Origin of the sequence: Photorhabdus sp. RM323S (assembly GCF_042879375.1) — a bacterium.
GTDB classification, from domain to species: domain Bacteria; phylum Pseudomonadota; class Gammaproteobacteria; order Enterobacterales; family Enterobacteriaceae; genus Photorhabdus; species Photorhabdus tasmaniensis.
This window is the reverse complement of record NZ_JBHFKZ010000032.1, coordinates 24,377-45,205: the sequence shown is the minus strand read 5'-3', so window position 1 is coordinate 45,205 and position 20,829 is coordinate 24,377. Positions and strand designations below refer to the sequence as shown.

General features: G+C 47.8%; 1 protein-coding gene and 1 pseudogene. Both read left to right on the top strand.

The window, feature by feature from the left end; all coding sequences use genetic code 11:
• Window positions 1-170 precede the first annotated feature (170 nt).
• Complete coding sequence (locus ACGF7G_RS14005) at window positions 171-623, top strand: hypothetical protein (RefSeq protein ID WP_387466250.1); 453 nt, start codon at window positions 171-173, stop codon at window positions 621-623.
• A gap of 121 nt (window positions 624-744) precedes the next feature.
• Window positions 745-20,787: pseudogene (locus ACGF7G_RS14000) on the top strand (non-ribosomal peptide synthase/polyketide synthase).
• Window positions 20,788-20,829: the final 42 nt, after the last annotated feature.

The window sequence follows — 20,829 nt, the reverse complement described above, 5'->3', positions numbered from 1 at the left end:
ATTGGGATATATTGTCTAATAGTTAATGTCATATTGTGGAAGTGTTTATATTTTTCTTAATTGAATATTGATCAGGAGGTTTGAGATTATTGATGGGAAAACAGCTAAAAAATCGACGCTTGATATGTGGTTCAATCAGAATAGTTACAGACCACGATTAATTAATATTCATGACCGCCATTATCACAACGACTATTCTCGTTATCCGGTCTTGTATTGGCAACTATGTTGATAATGCTTGTTTTTATCTATTGAACATCCAACAGCAATCAGTGTGTCTAGGCAGCATAGAGGAACGCTATATCAGTAGTGTTAGGTTAGTGTGTGATGATCTGGAGCTTTATTGTTTCCATATTGAACCACCGGAAATGGAATTATTTCTGGCAGTGTATGATGATATTCATCAGACAGGGGTTATTGCCAGAAACAATATAGGTTGTAACTTGTGTCTGGTCACTTGTTTCACACTATTTGCGGCATTTCATGATAAAAAACGGATCAAGAAATTACTCCATTATTTCTATCAATACGTTAATCGGCCTACTGATATACATGAGTATTATGTGCAGCCAGAAAATGAATGCGAAGAAATTTTATCCAATTGGGAGGAGTGCTTGCTATGATGATGGGCATGAAAAAAACGGCTGCTTTTTTTCATGCTCTTCAGTTTTTAAATTTCCGGGACTTGGTGATCTCTCTGACATTATCACCCTATCTTTGGTTAATTAATGTGAGGAATTAGCAATGAAAAACGATAAGATGATGACTATTTCAACCAAGTGTGAGAAAAGGTATGTATCAGCATCACAAAAACAAATGCAGTTAGTTCATCATATTAAAGGGTGTTTTAGAGACTACCCTGTATCGGCATCTTATAAATTGGTGGGGGATTTAAATATTGCTTTGTTCCAGCAATCCTTAAATATCTTATTTAATCGTCATGGAATATTACATTCAACCTTTGTTGAAGATAACCCATCTCTGGTCGTTAATACTCTGAATCACAATACTGCATTTCCGCTCTTAATAGCTGACCTTCGTGCTGTTGATGACCCAGAAAAGAGGATTGCTCAGATTATTGATAATACCCTCAATACCCCTTTTGATTTTGTCAAAGGCCCTTTATTAAGAGCTTGCTTAATATTGCAGAATAATGACGAAAATATTTTTTTATTAAATCAGCATCATATCATTACTGATAATGAGTCTGTTGAAATTTTAATTAATGAATTATGTGTTATTTATAATGATCTGTTAAATCATCGGGCGGTTTCTTTACCTCCCGTTACACAACACTATGTGAATTATGTTGCTTGGCAAAACCGCTATTTGACTGAAGAGAGGTTGTTAAGACAGTGTGAATATTGGCAGCAAAAGCTTACTGATATTCCTCCCTTATTAACCTTACCGACAATGTGTCCAAGTCTGAATAATTTGTCCCCAAAAGGGGATACATGCGCGTTTACTCTCGATAAAGAATTAACCCATCAACTTAAGCAGATCAGCCAGGAACAGGGAATAACGCTGTTTACGACAGTCATGACGGCTTGGGCTATTGTGCTTCATCGCCTTTCAGGGCAGGACTGTGTTGTCATTGGAACCCCTTTTACTAATAGAAATATAACGGAAATAAAAAATATCGTGGGGCATTTTGTCAATATCCTGCCAATACGGATTGATATTGATGATGACGCTATGGTTGAAGAACTGCTCGTGCAGGTCGGTAATACGATTACGAGTGCGCAAGATAATCAGGATATTCCTTTTGAACGCCTTGTTGAAATCATAAATCCGGAATCTGGTGTAGCTTCATCTATTTTTCAGGCGTTCATGACCTGGCAGGATTTTTATGAAAGAGAGTTTCAGCTTGAGGAGATAAAAACCTCGCCGATTGATTATAGATCAAATGTATTAAAGTCTGATCTTGAACTAGTCATCTACCACCGAGACGGTGAGATTATTGGGGGAATAAACTATGCTACAGAATTGTTTGATAAACAGGCCATAGAGCGTCAGTTAAGTTACTGTCTTATTGTTCTGCGCACTATTGCGAACAAGGTGACTCAGCATGTTAAAGACATCGATATTCTGCCGACAGATGAACGAGAGCTATTATTAAACCAATGGAATGATACCACAGGCTATTACCCTTCAGAATATTGTCTCCATGAACTGCTTGAGCAACAGGTGATAAAAACCCCGAATGCTCCCGCATTGGTGTTTAATGGTCATATACTGAGTTATGCTGAATTGAATCAACAGGCTAACCGATTAGCACATCGACTGATTGCTGAGGGGGTAGTCCCGGATAGCCGGGTAACAATTTGTGTTGATCGAACACCCCTGATGGTCATCGGTTTACTAGCAATTTTAAAAGCAGGCGGGGCTTATGTTCCGCTTGACCCTAATTACCCATCAGCACGTCTTAATTATATTCTTGATGATGCCGCTCCTGTCTTGTTATTACATGATGAAATCGGCGCAGGCAAGTTCCATGGCATCTCTGTGACAAAGAAACGACTGGATATGAAAACTGTTCTGGCAGAGGGAACGGCGTTATCGGCAGATAATCCCTGTGTCATGGGGCTCAGTTCACGTAATCTGGCCTATGTTATCTATACGTCAGGCTCAACTGGCAACCCGAAAGGTGTGCAAAATGAACATCGTAGTGTGATGAATCGTTTGTACTGGATACAGCAAACTTATCAACTTACACCCGATGATGTCGTGTTGCAAAAGACCACGTTTAGCTTTGATGTTTCCGTTTGGGAACTGTTTTGTAGCTTTATAAATGGTGCCAAGATGGTATTGGCGACCGCTGCACAACAGAAAAACCTGTCTCAGTTGGTTGAGTTAATCAGTCTGGAGAAGGTAACCACCCTTCATTTTGTGCCTTCGGTGTTGACCGCATTCTTAAAAGAACCGGATTTGGCCTGTTGTTTAACGCTAAAACATCTCTTTTGCAGTGGTGAAATGCTGCATCCTATCACAGTGAAACAGTGCCAGGCGTTGATGCCTTGGGTCAGGCTCTATAATTTATATGGCCCGACTGAAGCTGCGATTGATGTTACCTATTGGCACTGCCCTGATAATTTTGATGGTCAGGTAGTGCCAATAGGCAAGCCAATTTCCAATTCCCGTATTTATTTGTTGGATAGCCAACAACAGCCAGTCCCTTTTGGCGCTATTGGCGAATTGTACATTGGGGGTGTCGGTGTGGCCCGCGGTTATTTGAACCGCCCAGAGCTGACAGCAGAACGTTTTCTGGCTGATCCTTTTTATTCAGAACCTAATGCTCGAATGTACCGCACTGGAGATTTAGCTCGTTATGGTCATGACGGCAATATTGAATATATTGGGCGTGATGACCATCAGGTCAAAATTCGTGGTTTCCGCATTGAATTAGGTGAAATTGAAACCTGTTTGGAAACACATCCAGAGGTACAGCAAGCGGCTGTTATTGCCCATGAAGGGATTGGCGGGGATAAACGGTTGGTGGCTTATGTGGTTTTGGGGCAGGGCAGCGAATCTGAGCAGACTACAGCGGTGTTACACCAATATCTGCTGTCTACACTACCCGAGTATATGGTCCCTGCTGCTTTTATAGTGATGGCACATTTTCCCTTGACGCCTAATGGTAAACTTGATCGAAAGGCATTGCCAACACCGGATGCCGCAGTGTATCAGCGCCAGTCTTATCAGCCGCCACAGGGTGAGGTAGAAAATTTGCTGGCAGAGATGTGGAGCCAGTTACTGGGTATCAATCATATCAGTCGTTTTGATAACTTTTTTACGCTTGGTGGACACTCGCTATTGATTGTGCAATTGATAGGGTTGTTGCGGGAAAAACGCTATACCGCACAGTCTGGTGCTCTGTTTTCTAGCCCGGTATTGGCAGATCAGGCGACTCTACTGATGAAAATCGATGATACTTTTGCTGTTCCTACGAATTTGATAAGCACAGAGTGTGAGCGTATCACTCCAGAAATGTTGCCACTAATTAATATAGAGCAGGCAGACATTGATAGGCTGGTCAGTCAGGTACCAGGTGGAGTCACCAATATTCAGGATATTTATGTCCTATCGCCGTTGCAGGATGGCATTTTGTTTCACCACTTATTAGCGGAAAAAGGTGATTTATATCTGTTGACCCGCCAGATAGCTTTTGCTGACAGGTCTCTGCTGGATCGTTATCTGGCGGCGGTTCAACGGGTGGTGGATCGTCACGATATCCTGCGCACTGCGTTTATCTGGCAAGGGTTATCAGTCCCGGCACAGGTGGTTCTGCGTCAGGTGCCTTTGTCAGTGACTGAGTTGACGCTGGATCCGGTTGATGGGCCAGTTTGTGACCAGCTGGCTCAACGTTTTGACTCGCGTCACTATCGTCTTGACTTAAGCCAAGCACCACTGCTGCGCTTTGTGGTAGCGAAGGAAATCGATGGCCGCTGGATAGTACTACAATTGCTACATCACCTGGTTGGTGACCATATGACAGTGGAAGCGATGAACCGCGAGGTTCAGGCATTTTTTGCTGGGCAGGAAGATAGCCTGCCTGTTCCAGTTCCTTTCCGTAATCTGATAGCTCAAGTTCGGATTGGTGTCAACCAGATGGAGTATACCCGTTTCTTTACAGACATGTTGGCGGATGTGGAGGAGCCAATGCTGTCATTTGGGGTGGCGGAAGTACATCATGATGGTTCACGAGTTACAGAATCGTACCGGATGTTGGCTTCTGAGCTGAATGAGCGCCTGCGCAGTCAAGCAAAACGTTTAGGGATCAGTTTGGCGGCACTATGTCATTTGGCCTGGGCTCAGGTGTTGTCGCATACCAGTGGGCGGGAACGAGTGGTGTTCGGCACAGTTCTGTTTGGACGTATGCAGGTGGGTGAAGATGTTGATAGTGGGATGGGATTGTTTATCAATACTCTTCCACTGCGACTGGATATTGATGAGACCCCTATAAGGGACAGTGTTTGGGGAGTGCATACCCGGTTAGCTGAATTGTTAGAGCATGAACATGCGTCACTAGCGTTGGCCCAGTGTTGTAGTGGAGTAGCTAGTGGTATGCCTTTGTTCAATGCACTACTGAATTACCGACATAACGTATTGTTGGAGGCTTCGAATGAAATCTTGAATGGCATAGAATTCTCTGGTGAACAGGAACGTACCAACTATCCGTTTACGTTGTCGGTGGAAGATTTTGGTGAAACATTGGGTCTGACGGCTCAAGTAGTACAACCGTTTGACCCTGAACGGGTATGCGGCTATATGCAACAGGCCTTGGAGAGCTTGGTGGAGGCACCGGAAAAGCCGGTAAAAGCACTGAATATTCTGCCTGAAGCGGAAAAGAGGCTGTTGCTGGAAACGTGGAACGAGACTGAAACCGCATATCCTGAGCAGTTATGCATTCATCAATTATTCGAGAGTCAGGCGGAGAAAAATCCTGATGCTACAGCACTGGTTTATGAAAGGCAGACTCTCAGCTATGCGGAACTGAATGCTCGTGCTAACCGGTTAGCTCATCAACTGATTATGTTAGGTGTTGTACCGGATCAGAGGGTGGCAATTTGCGTGGCGCGTTCACCGGCAATGGTGGTGGGATTGTTGGCGGTGTTGAAAGCCGGAGGAGCTTATGTGCCGTTGGATCCAACCTATCAGGGGGAACGTCTGGCTCATATTTTGATTGATGCTGCGCCAGCTATTTTACTGGCGGATAAGACCGGACGTGCTTTGTTGGGTGAGAAGTCACTGGCAGAATTAACCGTACTTGATCCGAATGCACTGTTTAACCAGCGAGATGACAACCCACAAATATCTACATTAACCTCACGACATCTAGCATATGTAATTTATACCTCGGGTTCGACGGGGACACCGAAAGGGGTGATGGTTGAGCATCGGGGCGTAGTTAACCTAGCTTTGGCGCAAATTATCCGATTTGATATTCGTGTAACCAGTCGGATGTTGCAGTTTGCCTCATTTGGTTTCGATACCAGCGTATCGGAAATCATGACTGCTTTGAGCGGTGGGGCCAGCCTAGTTATCCCTGATAACACTGTCCGTCAGGATTTGCACCGTCTTTGGCATTATCTGGAAGAACAGTCAGTGACGCACGCCAGCCTGCCCCCCGCTTTGTTCCAGGAAGGGGGGGACTTACCAGCGATAACGATAAGGCCAACATTGATATTGGCTGGTGAAGCACCAAATGCGGTGCTGTTCCGGAATCTGTGTAACCGGGTAAATCTGTTCAATGATTATGGTCCGACAGAAATCACAGTTTGTGCCACGGCCTGGCGCTGCCCGCCAGACTATAGTGGCATGTTAGTTCCTATCGGACGCCCGACAGCCAACATGCGGGTTTATCTGCTGGATGCTCAGGGCCAGCCGGTACCTTTGGGAGTAGTAGGTGAATTGTATATTGGTGGTGCTGGTGTGACTCGGGGTTATCTGAACCGCCCTGAACTGACCGCTGAACGTTTCTTGCCTGATCCGTTTAGTGATATACCAGATGCTCGGATGTACCGAACCGGGGATTTGGTCCGTTACTTGCCAGACGGCAACCTGGTATTTGTTGGCCGTAATGACCAGCAGGTAAAAATCCGTGGTTTCCGTATTGAGCCGGGTGAAATTGAAGCCCGGTTAATAGAGCACCCTGAGGTACGCGGGGCGTTGGTACTCGCTCTGGGGGACGGGCAGGATAAACAACTGGTTGCCTATGTGGTGGCGCAAGCAAATAACCAGTTGGTTAATAGTCTGCATACCCACTTGAGAGCCTTATTGCCTAGTTATATGGTGCCGGCGGCTTTTGTGCATCTGGATGCTTTCCCGTTGACTCCTAACGGTAAGCTGGATCGTCGGGCGCTGCCAATTCCAGGAAAGGAAGCTTTTGCCCGTCAAGTTTATGAAGCGCCACGAGGGGAGATGGAAATAGCCTTGGCGGCAATTTGGCGAGAGTTGCTGAGGGTTGAGCAAGTAGGGCGGTATGACAACTTCTTCGCATTGGGTGGCCATTCACTGCTGGCGGTACGGGTAATGAATCGTGTGGCTGCTTTAGGTATTGAGTTACCACTAACTACGCTATTTGAAACACCATCTTTGATTGATTTTGCTGAGATTATGGGTGCTCGGCTTGATAAACAGGATAATATATTACCTGCTATTATGCCGATCTCCCGTGAGGGTGAGTTACCGATGTCATTTTCTCAACAGCGTCTGTGGTTCTTGGCTCAGTTTGATGGTGTCAGTGATACCTATCATATCCCGATGGCATTACGTTTGCGGGGTCAACTTGATATCAGTACCTTGCAGCGAGCTCTTGACACCTTATTTGCCCGCCATGAAGCGTTACGTACTGTATTTATTTCTGTTGATGGTCGGCCTCAGGCCAAACTTTTACCGACTGAATTTGGCCTACCGATGAAAAAATACGATTTACGTAAAGCCTCTGACGTGGATGGACAGCTTAAGCATTTATGTGTGCAGGAAACTGAGGCATCGTTTGATCTTACCCGTGGTCCCTTAATCCGTTCAGGTCTGATACAACTTGCTAACGATAATTACGTATTTCTGTTGACCCTGCATCACATTGTGTCAGACGGCTGGTCTGTAGGTGTATTGGTACGTGAGTTGAGTGCCCTCTATACGGCTTTTCTAGCTGGGCAACCTGATCCGTTGCCGCCGTTGGCGATTCAGTACCCTGATTACGCCGCATGGCAGCGTCAATGGTGTTCCGTTGAACTCCTGAGAACCCAATCTGACTATTGGCGTAGCATTCTGACTGATGCGCCGGTATTGCTGGATTTGCCCACTGATCGGCCTCGTCCGCCTCAGCGATTATTTACCGGAAATCTATTGCCTATCAATTTGGATGTGGAGTTAACGAAATCTCTTAAGTGCTTGAGTGAACAGCAGGGTGTTACGTTATTTATGACCCTTCTGGCCGCTTGGGCGACAGTTCTGGCGCGTTTGTCGGGTCAAGAGGATCTGGTTATCGGTACACCGAGTGCAGGCCGTAGCTGCCAGGAAGTGGAATCCTTGATCGGTTTCTTTGTTAATCCTCTGGCGTTGCGTATTGATTTATCGGGTAAGCCAAGTGTGACTGAATTACTTGCGCGTGTGAGGCAGACTTCGCTGGCGGCACAGGAACATCAGGATCTGCCATTCGAACAGGTGGTGGAAGTTGTGCAAGTGCCACGCAGATTAACACATACGCCATTATTTCAGGTGATGTTTGCCTGGCAGAACAATGAGAGTACAGAATGGAGATTGCCGTCGTTGGCAGTTTCACCTGTCGATCAAGTTCTTAATACCGTTAAGTATGATCTTGAATTGGAGCTGTTTGAAGAGGAAGACAGGATCGTTGGCGCTTTGAGTTATACAACGGCCTTGTTTGATCAACAGACAATAGAACGGCATGTGGGGTATTTGCATACAGTACTGCAAGCGATGGTGGCTAATCCTCAACAGACAGTTGGGAAAATTAATATTTTGGCACCAGCGGAACGCAGGCTGCTGTTAGAAACTTGGAACGCGACGGAAACAGCTTATCCTGACTCGTTATGTATTCATCAGTTGTTTGAACAACAAGTAGAGAAAAATCCTGATGCTACGGCGCTGGTATATGAAGAACAGAATTTCAACTATGCGAAACTGAATGCCCATGCTAACCGGTTAGCGCATCAATTGATTGCACTAGGTATAACAACTAACCAGCGGGTGGCAATTTGTGTGGCCCGCTCGCCGGCGATGGTGGTAGGGGTGCTAGCAGTGTTGAAAGCGGGTGGGGCTTATGTACCTCTGGATCCAGATTACCCGAGTGAACGTTTGGCATACATTCTGGCAGATGCAGCACCGACTATCTTGTTGGCGGATAATGTTGGATGTATCGCGTTGGATGAGAGATCAATTGCCGACTTGATTGTACTCGATCCTAATGTGTTGCCAGACCAGATGGATAACAATCCACAGATACCTGTTCTGACCTCACGGCATCTGGCGTATGTGATTTACACTTCCGGTTCGACCGGCAAGCCAAAGGGTGTGATGGTCGAGCATCGTGGCCTGGTTAATCTCGTCAGGGACAAAATTGCCCAGTTTAACATTCATCCGGGTAGCCGGATGTTGCAGTTCGCTTCATTGAGTTTCGATGCCAGTATTTGGGAAATCATGATGGCGTTGGGGAGTGGGGCCAGTCTGGTTATCGCTGCCGACCTCATCCGCCAGGACCTGCCAGGTCTCTGGCATTATTTGGAGCAACAGGCAGTGACCCATGCCTGCTTGACTCCGGCTTTGCTTCGAGATGGGGGCGATTTACCGGCGCTAACGGTAACACCGACAGTGATACTGGGGGGGGAAGCACCCAGTACAGCACTGTTTCAGGCACTCTGTCGCCGGGCGACGTTGTTTAATGCCTATGGCCCGACAGAAATCACGGTGTGTGCGACAACCTGGCGTTGTCCTCCAGACTACACCGATACGTTAGTGCCTATCGGCCATCCGACAGCGAACACTCAGATTTATTTGCTGGATGCCTATGGCCAGCTGGTGCCACTGGGGGCAGAGGGTGAGTTATACATTGGTGGTGCGGGTGTGGCGCGGGGTTATCTGAATCGTCCTGAGTTAACTGCTGAACGCTTCTTAGCTGACCCGTTTAGTGAGATGCCGGATGCGCGGATGTACCGTACCGGGGATCTGGCCCGTTATCTGCCGGACGGTAATTTGGTATTTATTGGTCGTAATGACCAACAGGTTAAAATTCGGGGTTTCCGGATTGAGACAGGTGAAATTGAAGCCCGGCTGATGGAACACCCGATGGTACGCGAAGCAGTGGTGTTAGCGTTAGGGGATGGTCAGGACAAGCGTTTGGCTGCCTGGGTGGTGGCAGAAGAAAACGATGAGTTGGTGAATAGCCTGCGTCTTCATCTGAGTACAACTCTGCCGGATTATATGGTGCCGGCGGCTTTTGTCCGTTTAGATGTCTTTCCATTGACGCCTAACGGCAAGCTGGAGCGCCGGGCATTGCCGGCACTAGGAGAAAAAGCCTTTGCTCGCCAGGTTTACGCTGCACCGCAAGGAGAAGCTGAGACTGCCTTAGCTGCCATTTGGCGTGAATTGTTGGGAATTGAGCAGATTAGCCGATATGACAATTTCTTTGCGTTAGGCGGCCATTCGCTGCTGGCGGTGCGAATGGTTGAGCGTCTGCGCAAGCTTAGTTTAACGTTGGCGGTACGTGATCTGTTCCAATCGCCAATGTTGTGTGAACTGGCTGGGACACTCGGGGCGCATCGGATGGTGGTGGTACCTGACAATGTCATCATGCCAACAACAACTGCACTGACACCAGCGATGCTACCGTTGATTAACCTGACCCAGCCTGAAATTGATCTCATTGTCAGACAGGTACCGGGTGGGATTACCAATATTCAGGATATCTATGCGTTGTCGCCATTGCAGGACGGTATTTTATTCCACCATTTACTGGCCGATAAAGGTGATCCGTATCTGCTGATTAATCAGGTGCGCTTTACTGATCGACTTTTGTTGGATCGCTATCTGGCGGCGGTTCAGTGGGTAGTTAATCGGCACGATATTCTGCGTACCGCTTTTCTCTGGCAAGGATTGTCAGCTCCGATTCAGGTGGTCTGGCGTCAGGTTCCTTTGTCAGTCACTGAAATGACATTCGATCCTGCTGACGGATTGGTCTGTGACCAATTGATTCAACGTTTTGACCCTCGTCAGCATCGTCTCGATCTGAGTCAGGCACCGCTGCTGCGTTTTGTGGTTACACAGGAAGAGGATGGTTCTTGGGGAATGCTGGAGCTGTTGCACCATTTGATTGGTGACCATACGACGCTGGAAGTGATGAACCGTGAAGTTCAGGCCTATCTTACTGAGAAAGAGAGCTGCCTGCCTGCTCCGGTTCCTTTCCGTAATTTAATTGCGCAGGCCCGGTTGGGTATGAGTCAGGAAGAACATATTCGCTTCTTTACTGACATGTTGGCTGAGGTGGAGGAGCCGACGCTGCCATTTGGGTTGACGGGAGTACAACACGATGGCTCTCAGGTGACACAATCACATCGGATGTTAACCGTTGCGCTGAATGACAGTCTTCGTCGTCAAGCCAAACATTTGGGTGTCAGTTTGGCGGCGTTATGTCATGTCGCTTGGGCGCAAGTGTTGTCGCGTACCAGTGGTCAACAGAAGGTGGTATTCGGTACAGTATTGTTTGGGCGTATGCAGGCAAGTGAAGGTGCGGATAGTGGGATGGGGCTGTTTATTAACACTTTGCCGCTGCGGTTGGATATGGGCGATACGTCAGTGCGTGATAGCGTACAGTCGGCGCATAACTTACTGGCTGGATTATTGGAACATGAACATGCCTCACTGGCACTGGCCCAACGTTGTAGTGGGGTTGCCAGTGGTACGCCGCTTTTCAATGCATTGTTGAACTACCGACATAATACGCCGTTGGTCGTTGTGGATGAGAGTATGAGCGGTGTTGAATTCCTTGGTGGGGAGGAACGTACCAACTATCCGTTTGCACTGTCGGTAGAAGATTTTGGTGATGCCTTAGAGCTGACGGCTCAGGTGGTACAACCGTTTGAACCCGAACGGATATGCGATTATATGCAGCAAGTACTGGAAAGTCTGGTAGCAGCACTTGAGCAGATCCCTGAAATGCCAGTAGGAAAGTTAGAAATCCTACCAGAAAATGAACGTACATTGTTGCTGAGAACCTGGAATACAACTGACACAATATATCCTGACCAGTTATGTATTCATCAATTGTTTGAACAACAGGCCGAGAAAACCCCTAACGCAATAGCATTAGTGTATGAAGAACAGGAATTCCGCTATGTGGAACTGAATACTCGTGCTAACCGGTTGACTCGTCAGCTAATCGAACAGGGGGTTTGTCCCGGTGATCATATTGCGATCCTGTTAACACGATCTGCCGAATTGGTGGTGGCTCAATTGGCGATTCTCAAAGCCAGCGCGGTTTACGTGCCAGTTGATCCCAGCGCACCCGATGAGCGGAAAAACTGGCTGATAAATGATTGTTCCGCCCGGTTGTTGCTTACCGATGAATGGGCCGATATTCCGGCTAACCTGGCTGTTCCGCTGTTTCGTCTCTCGGATGAGACGGACACGAGTGGAGAGGAATATTGTCTTAACCCTGACTTATCGTGTTCCAGTGTCAGGGCTGCATATATCATGTATACCTCCGGTTCGACTGGTATGCCAAAAGGAGTCATGGTGCCGCATCGTGCGGTGATTCGACTGGTCATCAATAATGGCTATGCTGAAATCGGCCGGGGTGAGCGGGTGGCTTTTACGTCTAACCCGGCTTTCGATGCCAGCACGTTTGAAGTCTGGGCACCGTTGCTCAATGGTGGCGCTCTGGTGGTTATCGACCACGCCACGTTATTGACGCCACAGGCGTTAGTACGGGCTTTACAGGCTCACCACATCACGGTGCTGTGGCTGACTATCGGGTTGTTTAACCGGCTGGCGGCAGAATTATCGTCAGTCCTTCCGCAAATCAAGATCTTAATTTTCGGGGGCGATATCCCCGATTCACAGGTGATTTCCCAGGTTCTGAATAATCACCCGCCACAACAATTATTGCAGGCCTATGGGCCGAGTGAAGGCACCACCTTTACCACGATGTATCCTATTGAGGTGTTACCACCGTGTGTGACCCGAATCCCGATTGGCCGGCCAATCGCGAATACCCGGGTTTATTTGCTGGATGCTTATGGTCAGCCGGTACCGTTGGGAGTGACCGGAGAAATTTATGTCGGCGGAGATGGGGTTGCCTGTGGTTATTTCAATCGTCCTGAACTGACGGTTGAACGCTTCCTGGCAGATCCCTTTAGTGATAAGCCGGAGGCGCGGATGTACCGGACTGGGGATTTGGCCCGCTATTTGCCGGACGGTAATCTGGAATTTATTGGTCGTAATGACCGACAGGTTAAAATTCGGGGCTTTCGTATTGAACCCGGTGAAATTGAGGCCCAGCTAATAGTGCATTCCGCAGTGCGTGAGGCGGTGGTGTTAGCTCTGGGTGATGATAACGACAAGCGTCTGGTTGCTTATTTGGTGGTGGAAGCACTGGAGGGGGTGGTTCACCGTCTGTGTACCCATTTGAGTGCCATTTTACCGGATTATATGGTGCCGGCGGCGTTTGTCTGTTTAGATACCTTCCCGTTGACTGCGAATGGTAAGCTGGATCGTCAGGCACTGCCGACACCCGGTGAAGAAGCTTTTGCTCGTCAGGTTTACGAAACGCCACATGGGGGAATGGAAATTGCCTTGGCTGCTATTTGGCGAGAATTGCTAGGGGTTGAGCAGATTAGTCGGCATGATAACTTCTTTGCCCTAGGCGGTCATTCGTTGCTGGCAGTAAGGGTGATGAACCGGATAGCGGCTTTCGGTGTTGAGTTACCGTTGACCACATTATTTAAATTGCCGACATTGGCTGCCTTTGCTGAAGCGATGTCGGCTCAATTTGGTGAGCATAACGCTAGCCTCCCTGCCATCCTGCCGATATCCCGTGAGGGGACATTACCCTTATCATTTGCGCAACAGCGTCTGTGGTTCCTAGCCCAGTTTGAGGGAGTCAGTGAGACCTACCATATTCCGATAGCCCTGAGTTTGCAGGGTCAGCTTGATATTAATGCCTGGCAACAGGCGTTGAATCGCTTGTTTGCTCGCCACGAAGCTTTGCGCTCTGTCTTTATCACGATAGATAGTCAACCTCAGGTTAAGTTGTTACCAGCTGAATCAGGCTTGCCGATGAGCAGGTACGATCTGCGTAAAGTACCTGATGTGGATAAACAGCTTGAGTGCCTAGAGGTACAAGAAGCAGAGGTGCCTTTTGATCTGATTCGTGGTCCGTTAATCCGTGCTGGCCTGATACAACGGGCTAACGATGATTACATCTTTTTGCTGACTCAGCACCATATTGTGTCAGACGGTTGGTCTGTTGGTGTTCTGATACGCGAGTTGAACGCTCTCTATACCGCTTTTTCATCGGGACTACCTGATCCGTTGCCGCCACTGGCGATTCAATATCCTGATTATGCCGCCTGGCAGCGTCAGTGGTTATCGGCGGAACGAGTACAAATTCAATCTGACTATTGGCGTACGATGCTGGCTGATGCACCGGTTCTGCTGGATTTGCCGACTGACCGGCCACGCCCGTCTGAACAGTTGTTTACCGGACATATTGTGCCTATTAATCTGGATTCAGAATTAACTATGTCTCTTAAGCGTCTGAGTGAGCAGCAAGAGACTACGTTATTTATGACGCTGTTGTCAGCCTGGGTCATAGTGCTATCGCGCCTGTCAGGCCAGGATGATGTAGTGATAGGGATCCCGAGTGCGGGCCGCAATCGTCAGGAAGTAGAATCTTTAATCGGATTCTTTGTTAATACACTGGCTTTACGTATTGACTTATCAGGAGCACCAAATGTGGTGGAGCTACTTGCGCGCGTGCAGCAAACTGCACTGATGGCGCAAGAACATCAGGACTTGCCGTTTGAACAGGTGGTGGAAATTGTGCAGCCGCTACGCAGCTTGTCGCATACGCCGTTGTTTCAGGTGATGTTTGCCTGGCAGAACAATGAAAGTACAGAGTGGCGATTGCCGGGGTTAGTCGTTTCACCTGCCGATCAAGTTTTTAACATAGTTAAGTTTGATCTCGAACTGAGCTTGTTTGAGAAAGACGGCAGGGTTGTAGGTGCGCTGCATTATGCTACAGCCTTGTTTGAGCAATCAACTATCGAGCGACATGTTGGGTATCTAAACAGGGTGTTGCAAGCAATGGTGGCTAACCCTCAACAATCCATTGGCGAAATTAATATCCTATCCTTGATGGAACGCAGGCTGTTGCTGGAAACTTGGAACGCGACTGAAACACCGTATCCTGACCAATTATGTATTCATCAGTTGTTTGAACAAAAGGTAGAGCAAACCCCGGATATTACAGCGCTAGTGTATAAAGAACAGAAATTCAGCTATTCGGAGCTGAATGCTTGTGCTAACCGGTTAGCACATCAATTGATTGCACTGGGTATAACATTTGATCAGCGAGTAGCGATTTGCGTGGCACGATCACCAGCGATGGTGGTAGCGTTGTTGGCAGTGCTGAAAGCGGGTGGAGCCTATGTGCCTCTGGACCCTGATTACCCGGGTGAACGATTGGCTCATATTCTGACCGATGCAGCACCGGCTATCTTGCTGGCGGATGAGGTTGGGCGTATCGCGTTGGGTGAGGGAGCTATTGCTGCCTTGATTGTACTTGATCCTAATGTGCTACCAGAGCAATCGGATAGAAATCCGCAGGTGCCTACTCTGACTTCACAGCATCTGGCGTATGTAATTTATACCTCGGGTTCTACTGGCACACCGAAAGGAGTGATGGTCGAGCACAGACAACTGGTGCATCAAATTGTTGCACTGAGTGCGAAATGGGTGTTTAACGTATTTGACCGTATATTACAGTTCTGTAGTCCTTCTTTTGATGTTTGTACATCGGAAATATTTTGTGCTATCGCCAATGGTTCAGGATTAGTCTTGAGGACAGAACAATGGGTGTCTAGTGCACAGGAATTTTGGCGTCTGTGTGAGTCTAACAGAATTACCTATATGGCAATCCCGGCTCAATTTTGGCGGATGATCGGTCATGTTAATGAAGGTGATATCTATAAGGGTTTAAGAATCATTTGTATCGGTGGGGAAGCGATACCTCATCATGAGTTGGCAAGCTGGTTATCTGTTCATAATGGATATCCTGTCCTGGCGAATTGTTATGGCCCGACAGAAGCCACGATTACGACGACGATATCTTGCTTTAATGAAATGGCAGGACAGGCGAATATTATTGGTCGTCCACTCCCGAATGTACGTGTTTATCTGTTGGATGTTTACGGTCAGCCAGTGCCATTAGGGGCGGTAGGCGAGTTGTATATTGGTGGTACAGGTGTAGTCCGTGGTTACCTCAACCGCCCTGAACTGACAGTTGAAAGTTTTCTTGCCGATCCATTTAACAATAAACCGGGCGCGCGTATGTACCGGACTGGTGATTTGGCCCGTTATCTGCCGGACGGCAATCTAGTGTTTGTCGGCCGTAATGACCAGCAAGTTAAAATTCGGGGCTTCCGGATTGAGCCGGGAGAAATCGAGGCTCGGCTGACAGAGCATGCGGCGGTGCGTGAAGCCGTAGTGTTAGCACTGAATAGTGGTCATGACAGGTGTTTGGTTGCTTGGGTAGTGTCAGAAGCTAACGATGATTTGGTAAATAGCTTGCGAGTTCACCTGAGTAACGTTTTGCCGGATTATATGGTGCCGGTAGCTTTTGTACGTTTGGATAAGCTACCGCTGATGCCGAATGGTAAATTGGATTATCAGGCATTACCTGCACCGGACAGTAAAGCTTTTGCTCACCAGGTTTACGAAGCGCCCAAAGGAATGCTGGAAACGGCTTTGTCGATTATTTGGCAGGAGTTGTTGGGCGTTGAACAGATAAGCCGGTATGACAATTTTTTTGCGTTGGGCGGCCATTCACTGCTGGTTGTTCAGATGATTGAACGCCTACGTCATCAAGGGTTGACGTTGACTGTACATAACCTATTCCAATTCCCGGTGTTGTCGGAGCTTGCTCGCACATTGGGGTTACATCGGACCGTAGTGATGCCTGCTAATATCATTACATCCGAAACGAAGAAAATCACGCCGGCGATGTTGCCGCTAATAGATCTGACCCAACCTGACATTGATCTCATTGTTAAGCAAGTGCCGGGTGGGCTCGCCAATATTCAGGATATCTATGCCTTGTCTCCATTACAGGATGGCATCTTATTCCACCATTTGTTGGCAAATGAGGGTGATCCTTATCTTCTGATGACCCAACAAGCTTTCGCTGACCGAGCCTTGCTGGACCGTTATCTGGCAGCGGTTCAATGGGTGGTTAGTCGGCACGATATCCTGCGTACGGCTTTTATCTGGCAAGGCTTATCAGTTCCGGCTCAGGTGGTCTGGCGTCAGGCTCCCTTGTCAGTCACTGAATTGACTCTGGATCCGGCTGATGGGCCGGTCTGTGACCAGCTGGCTCAACGTTTTAACCCACGTCAGCATCGCCTTGATCTGAGGCAGGCACCGTTGTTGCGCTTTATAGTGGCGCAGGAAAAAACGGATGGGCGCTGGATCTTATTAGGGCATCAGCATCACCTGATCGGTGACCATACAGCATTGGATGTGATGAACAGGGAAGTTTGGGCATACTTAGCTGGTCAGGAGGCCGATCTGCCTGACCCGATGCCTTTTCGGAACTTAATTGCTCAGACCCGGATGGGAGTGAGCCAGGAAGAACATACCCGTTTCTTTACCGATATGCTGGTCGAGGTAAAAGAGCCAACGTTGCCGTTCGGATTGATGGAAGTGTATCGCGATGATTTGCAGGCACCAGAATATCACGGGATGCTGACATCTACTCTGAATGATCGCCTTCGTAGTCAAGCTAGACATCTGAATGTCAGTTTGGCTGCTTTGTGTCATGTAGCTTGGGCACGGGTATTATCGCGTACTAGCGGACAGGAGAAGGTGGTATTTGGCACGGTGCTGTTCGGGCGTATGGCGGTAGGGGAAGGTACTGATAGTGGTATGGGGATGTTTATTAATACCCTGCCGCTACGGTTGGATATGGATGATACCTCAGTACGAGAGAGTGTACAGATGGCGCATAGCCGACTGGCAGGGTTGTTGGAGCATGAACATGCGTCATTGGCGCTGGCCCAACGTTGTAGTGGTGTACAAGGTGAAATACCACTCTTTAGCGCCTTGCTGAACTACCGACATAATACATTGTCAACAGCTGTAGATAAGGTTATAAGCGGTGTCGAGTTTCTTGCTGCATGGGAGCGGACCAACTATCCATTAGTGTTGTCAGTAGAGGATTTTGGTGATGCTCTGGGTCTGACGGCTCAGGTGGTACAGCCGTTTGACCCGGCACGGATATGCGGCTATATGCAGCAGGCGCTGGAAAGCTTGGTGGAGGCACTGGAACAGGCCCCCGAGACATCCGTACGGACATTGGAAATTCTGCCGGAAGTGGAGCGGACGTTGCTGTTAAAAACTTAGAACGCGACGGAGACCGAGTATCCAGACCAGTCATGTATTCACCAGTTGTTTGAACAACAGGTGGAGAAAACCCCTAACGCGATAGCGTTAGAGTATGAAGAGCAAATGTTCAGCTATGCCGAATTAAATGTCCGAGCTAATCGGTTAGCCCATCAACTGATTGCGTTGGGTGTCGTACCTGACCAGCAGGTGGCGATTTGCGTGTCACGTTCACCGGCTATGGTGGTGGCATTGTTGGCAGTGTTGAAAGCTGGTGGGGCTTATATTCCGCTGGATCAAACCTATCCGGGTGAACGTCTGACTCATATCCTGAATGATGCTGCCCCATCAGTAATATTGGTTGATGTGACTGGACGGGCGGCCTTGGGTGAAGAAGGGCTGGTGGGGCTGACGGTACTTGACCCGAATATCTTGCCTGATCAGCCGGACAAAAATCCCTTGGTGACCGCATTGACGCCACATCACTTGGCTTATGTGATTTATACTTCGGGTTCTACCGGTATACCGAAAGGGGTAATGGTGGAACATCAGGCTGTTTACCAACGTATTCTGGGCTTTAATGAGACCTATGCGGTCACGGCGCAAGACCGAGTGCTACAATTTTCATCGTTTGCATTTGATGCGTCAATCGAAGAATTTTTCTCGTCGTTGTGTAATGGTGCCACGCTGGTGATGCGTGATGATAATTGGTTGGCTTCTATACAGGCGTTTATTTCTTTAACCCAGCAAAACCGTATTACGGTGATGTCTCTGCCGACCCTGTTTTGGTCTGAACTGGCGGCTAGGGACAACGTATTACGGCTACCGGACTGTCTCAGATTAATTATTATTGGTGGTGAGGCTGTGAAAAAGCGTGCTATTCAGGATTGGTTTGCTCAGGAAATCCACCGCCCACGGTTATTGAATACTTATGGCCCGACTGAAAATACCGTGATTGCGACTTGTCAGGAGATATTATCTCCGGAGGATGATTGCTCAATTGGCCGGCCGGTAAGCAATACTTGTATTTATTTGCTGGACAGATACGGACAACCGGTGCCATTAGGTTGCATTGGAGAAATAAATATTGGTGGCGCGGGTGTGGCGCGGGGTTATTGGAATCGACCAGAATTGACGGCTGAACGTTTCTTGTCTGATCTGTTTAGAGATAGACCTGGTGCGCGGATGTTCCGGACCGGGGATTTGGCGCGTTATCTGCCGGATGGTAATCTGGAATTCCTAGGCCGTAATGATCAACAGGTTAAAATCCGGGGCTTCCGGATAGAGCCCGGAGAAATTGAGGCTCGGCTGACAGAGCATCCAGCAGTGAGTGATGCTGTTGTGCTCGCGCAGGGAGAAGGACACGACAAGCGTCTGGTAGCCTATGTAGTGGCGGAATCGAATGATGGGCTGGTTAATAATTTGCGTGTCCATCTGAGTAAAATGTTGCCTGATTATATGATGCCGGCAGCCTTTGTTTGTTTGGAGGCTCTGCCGTTTACGCCGAATGGTAAGCTGGACTGTCAAGCATTACCAATGCTGGTCGAAGAGGCATTTGCCCGGCAGGTTTATGGAGCTCCACAAGGGGAAATGGAAATAGCTCTAGCGGCAATTTGGAGAGAGTTGCTGGGGATTAAGCAGGTGGGGCGGTATGATAACTTCTTCGCATTGGGTGGCCATTCACTACTTGCTATGCGGATGATAAACCTTGCAGCAAGACTTGGTCTGTTTTGTACCTTGAATGCTTTGTTCCAATTCCCTGTGCTGTCCGAATTGGCTGCAAAAATTACGTCCGATAGGTTGTCTCTGCCGCAATGCAGTGCAATCCCTGTACGATCTGACGGAGCTCAGCTACCATTGTTCTTTGTTCCAAGTGGGATAGGGGATTATTCATATGCTTTTGGGTTGTCTGAACATATCCAGTCAGGATATCCGATTTATGCATTGCCCTGGCCGCCCATTGATAAGGAACCGATATCGACAATGGAAATGTTGGCGACCAGAGTGATCTCCTTTATAAAAGAGGTTCAACCGGAAGGTCCATACCGGATATGTGGTTACTCTTCTGGTGGGATACTGGCTTATGCTATTGCCCAGCGATTGTTGAATGTCGGTGATAAGGTTGATTTCCTCGGGCTGATTGATACATTTGCCCCTCACTGTTTCAAAGAGCAGGTAACTCAACTTAAACATCAATTTCTAATTGAATTGGAAAGGCAGTCAGGGAACGAACATTTCGAGGTGATTGCAGCATTGTATCCGAGAATTGATGAACTGAATTGGGTACAATTGATTGAGTTTGCACAAAAATTAGCGTTATATCCCTCAAATCAGCGTTCCGATCTGATCGCAAAACATATGGAACAAAGAGTAAATTACGAACAAATAGTTAAGGATTATGTGCCGGAAACATTGGCGATAAAGCTGCATCAGTTCTATGCAATGGAACCTTCTCTATCGCCTATCGTTACAGATACCGAATTGGAACCTTTAACTATGGACCCATCGTTAGGGTGGGCGCAGGTAATGTCTGCTCCTTTGCTGCGGTTGATTGCTATTCCTGGTAACCATTCTAGTATGCTTGGGAATAGTGAAAATAGAATTGTCTTAGCCCAAGCTCTGAATACGGCATTGGCAACCAATTGTTGCAATGGGGAGGAGCTGTAATACTGATAGATTAAGGAATATTGGATAATTTAATGTTGGTGT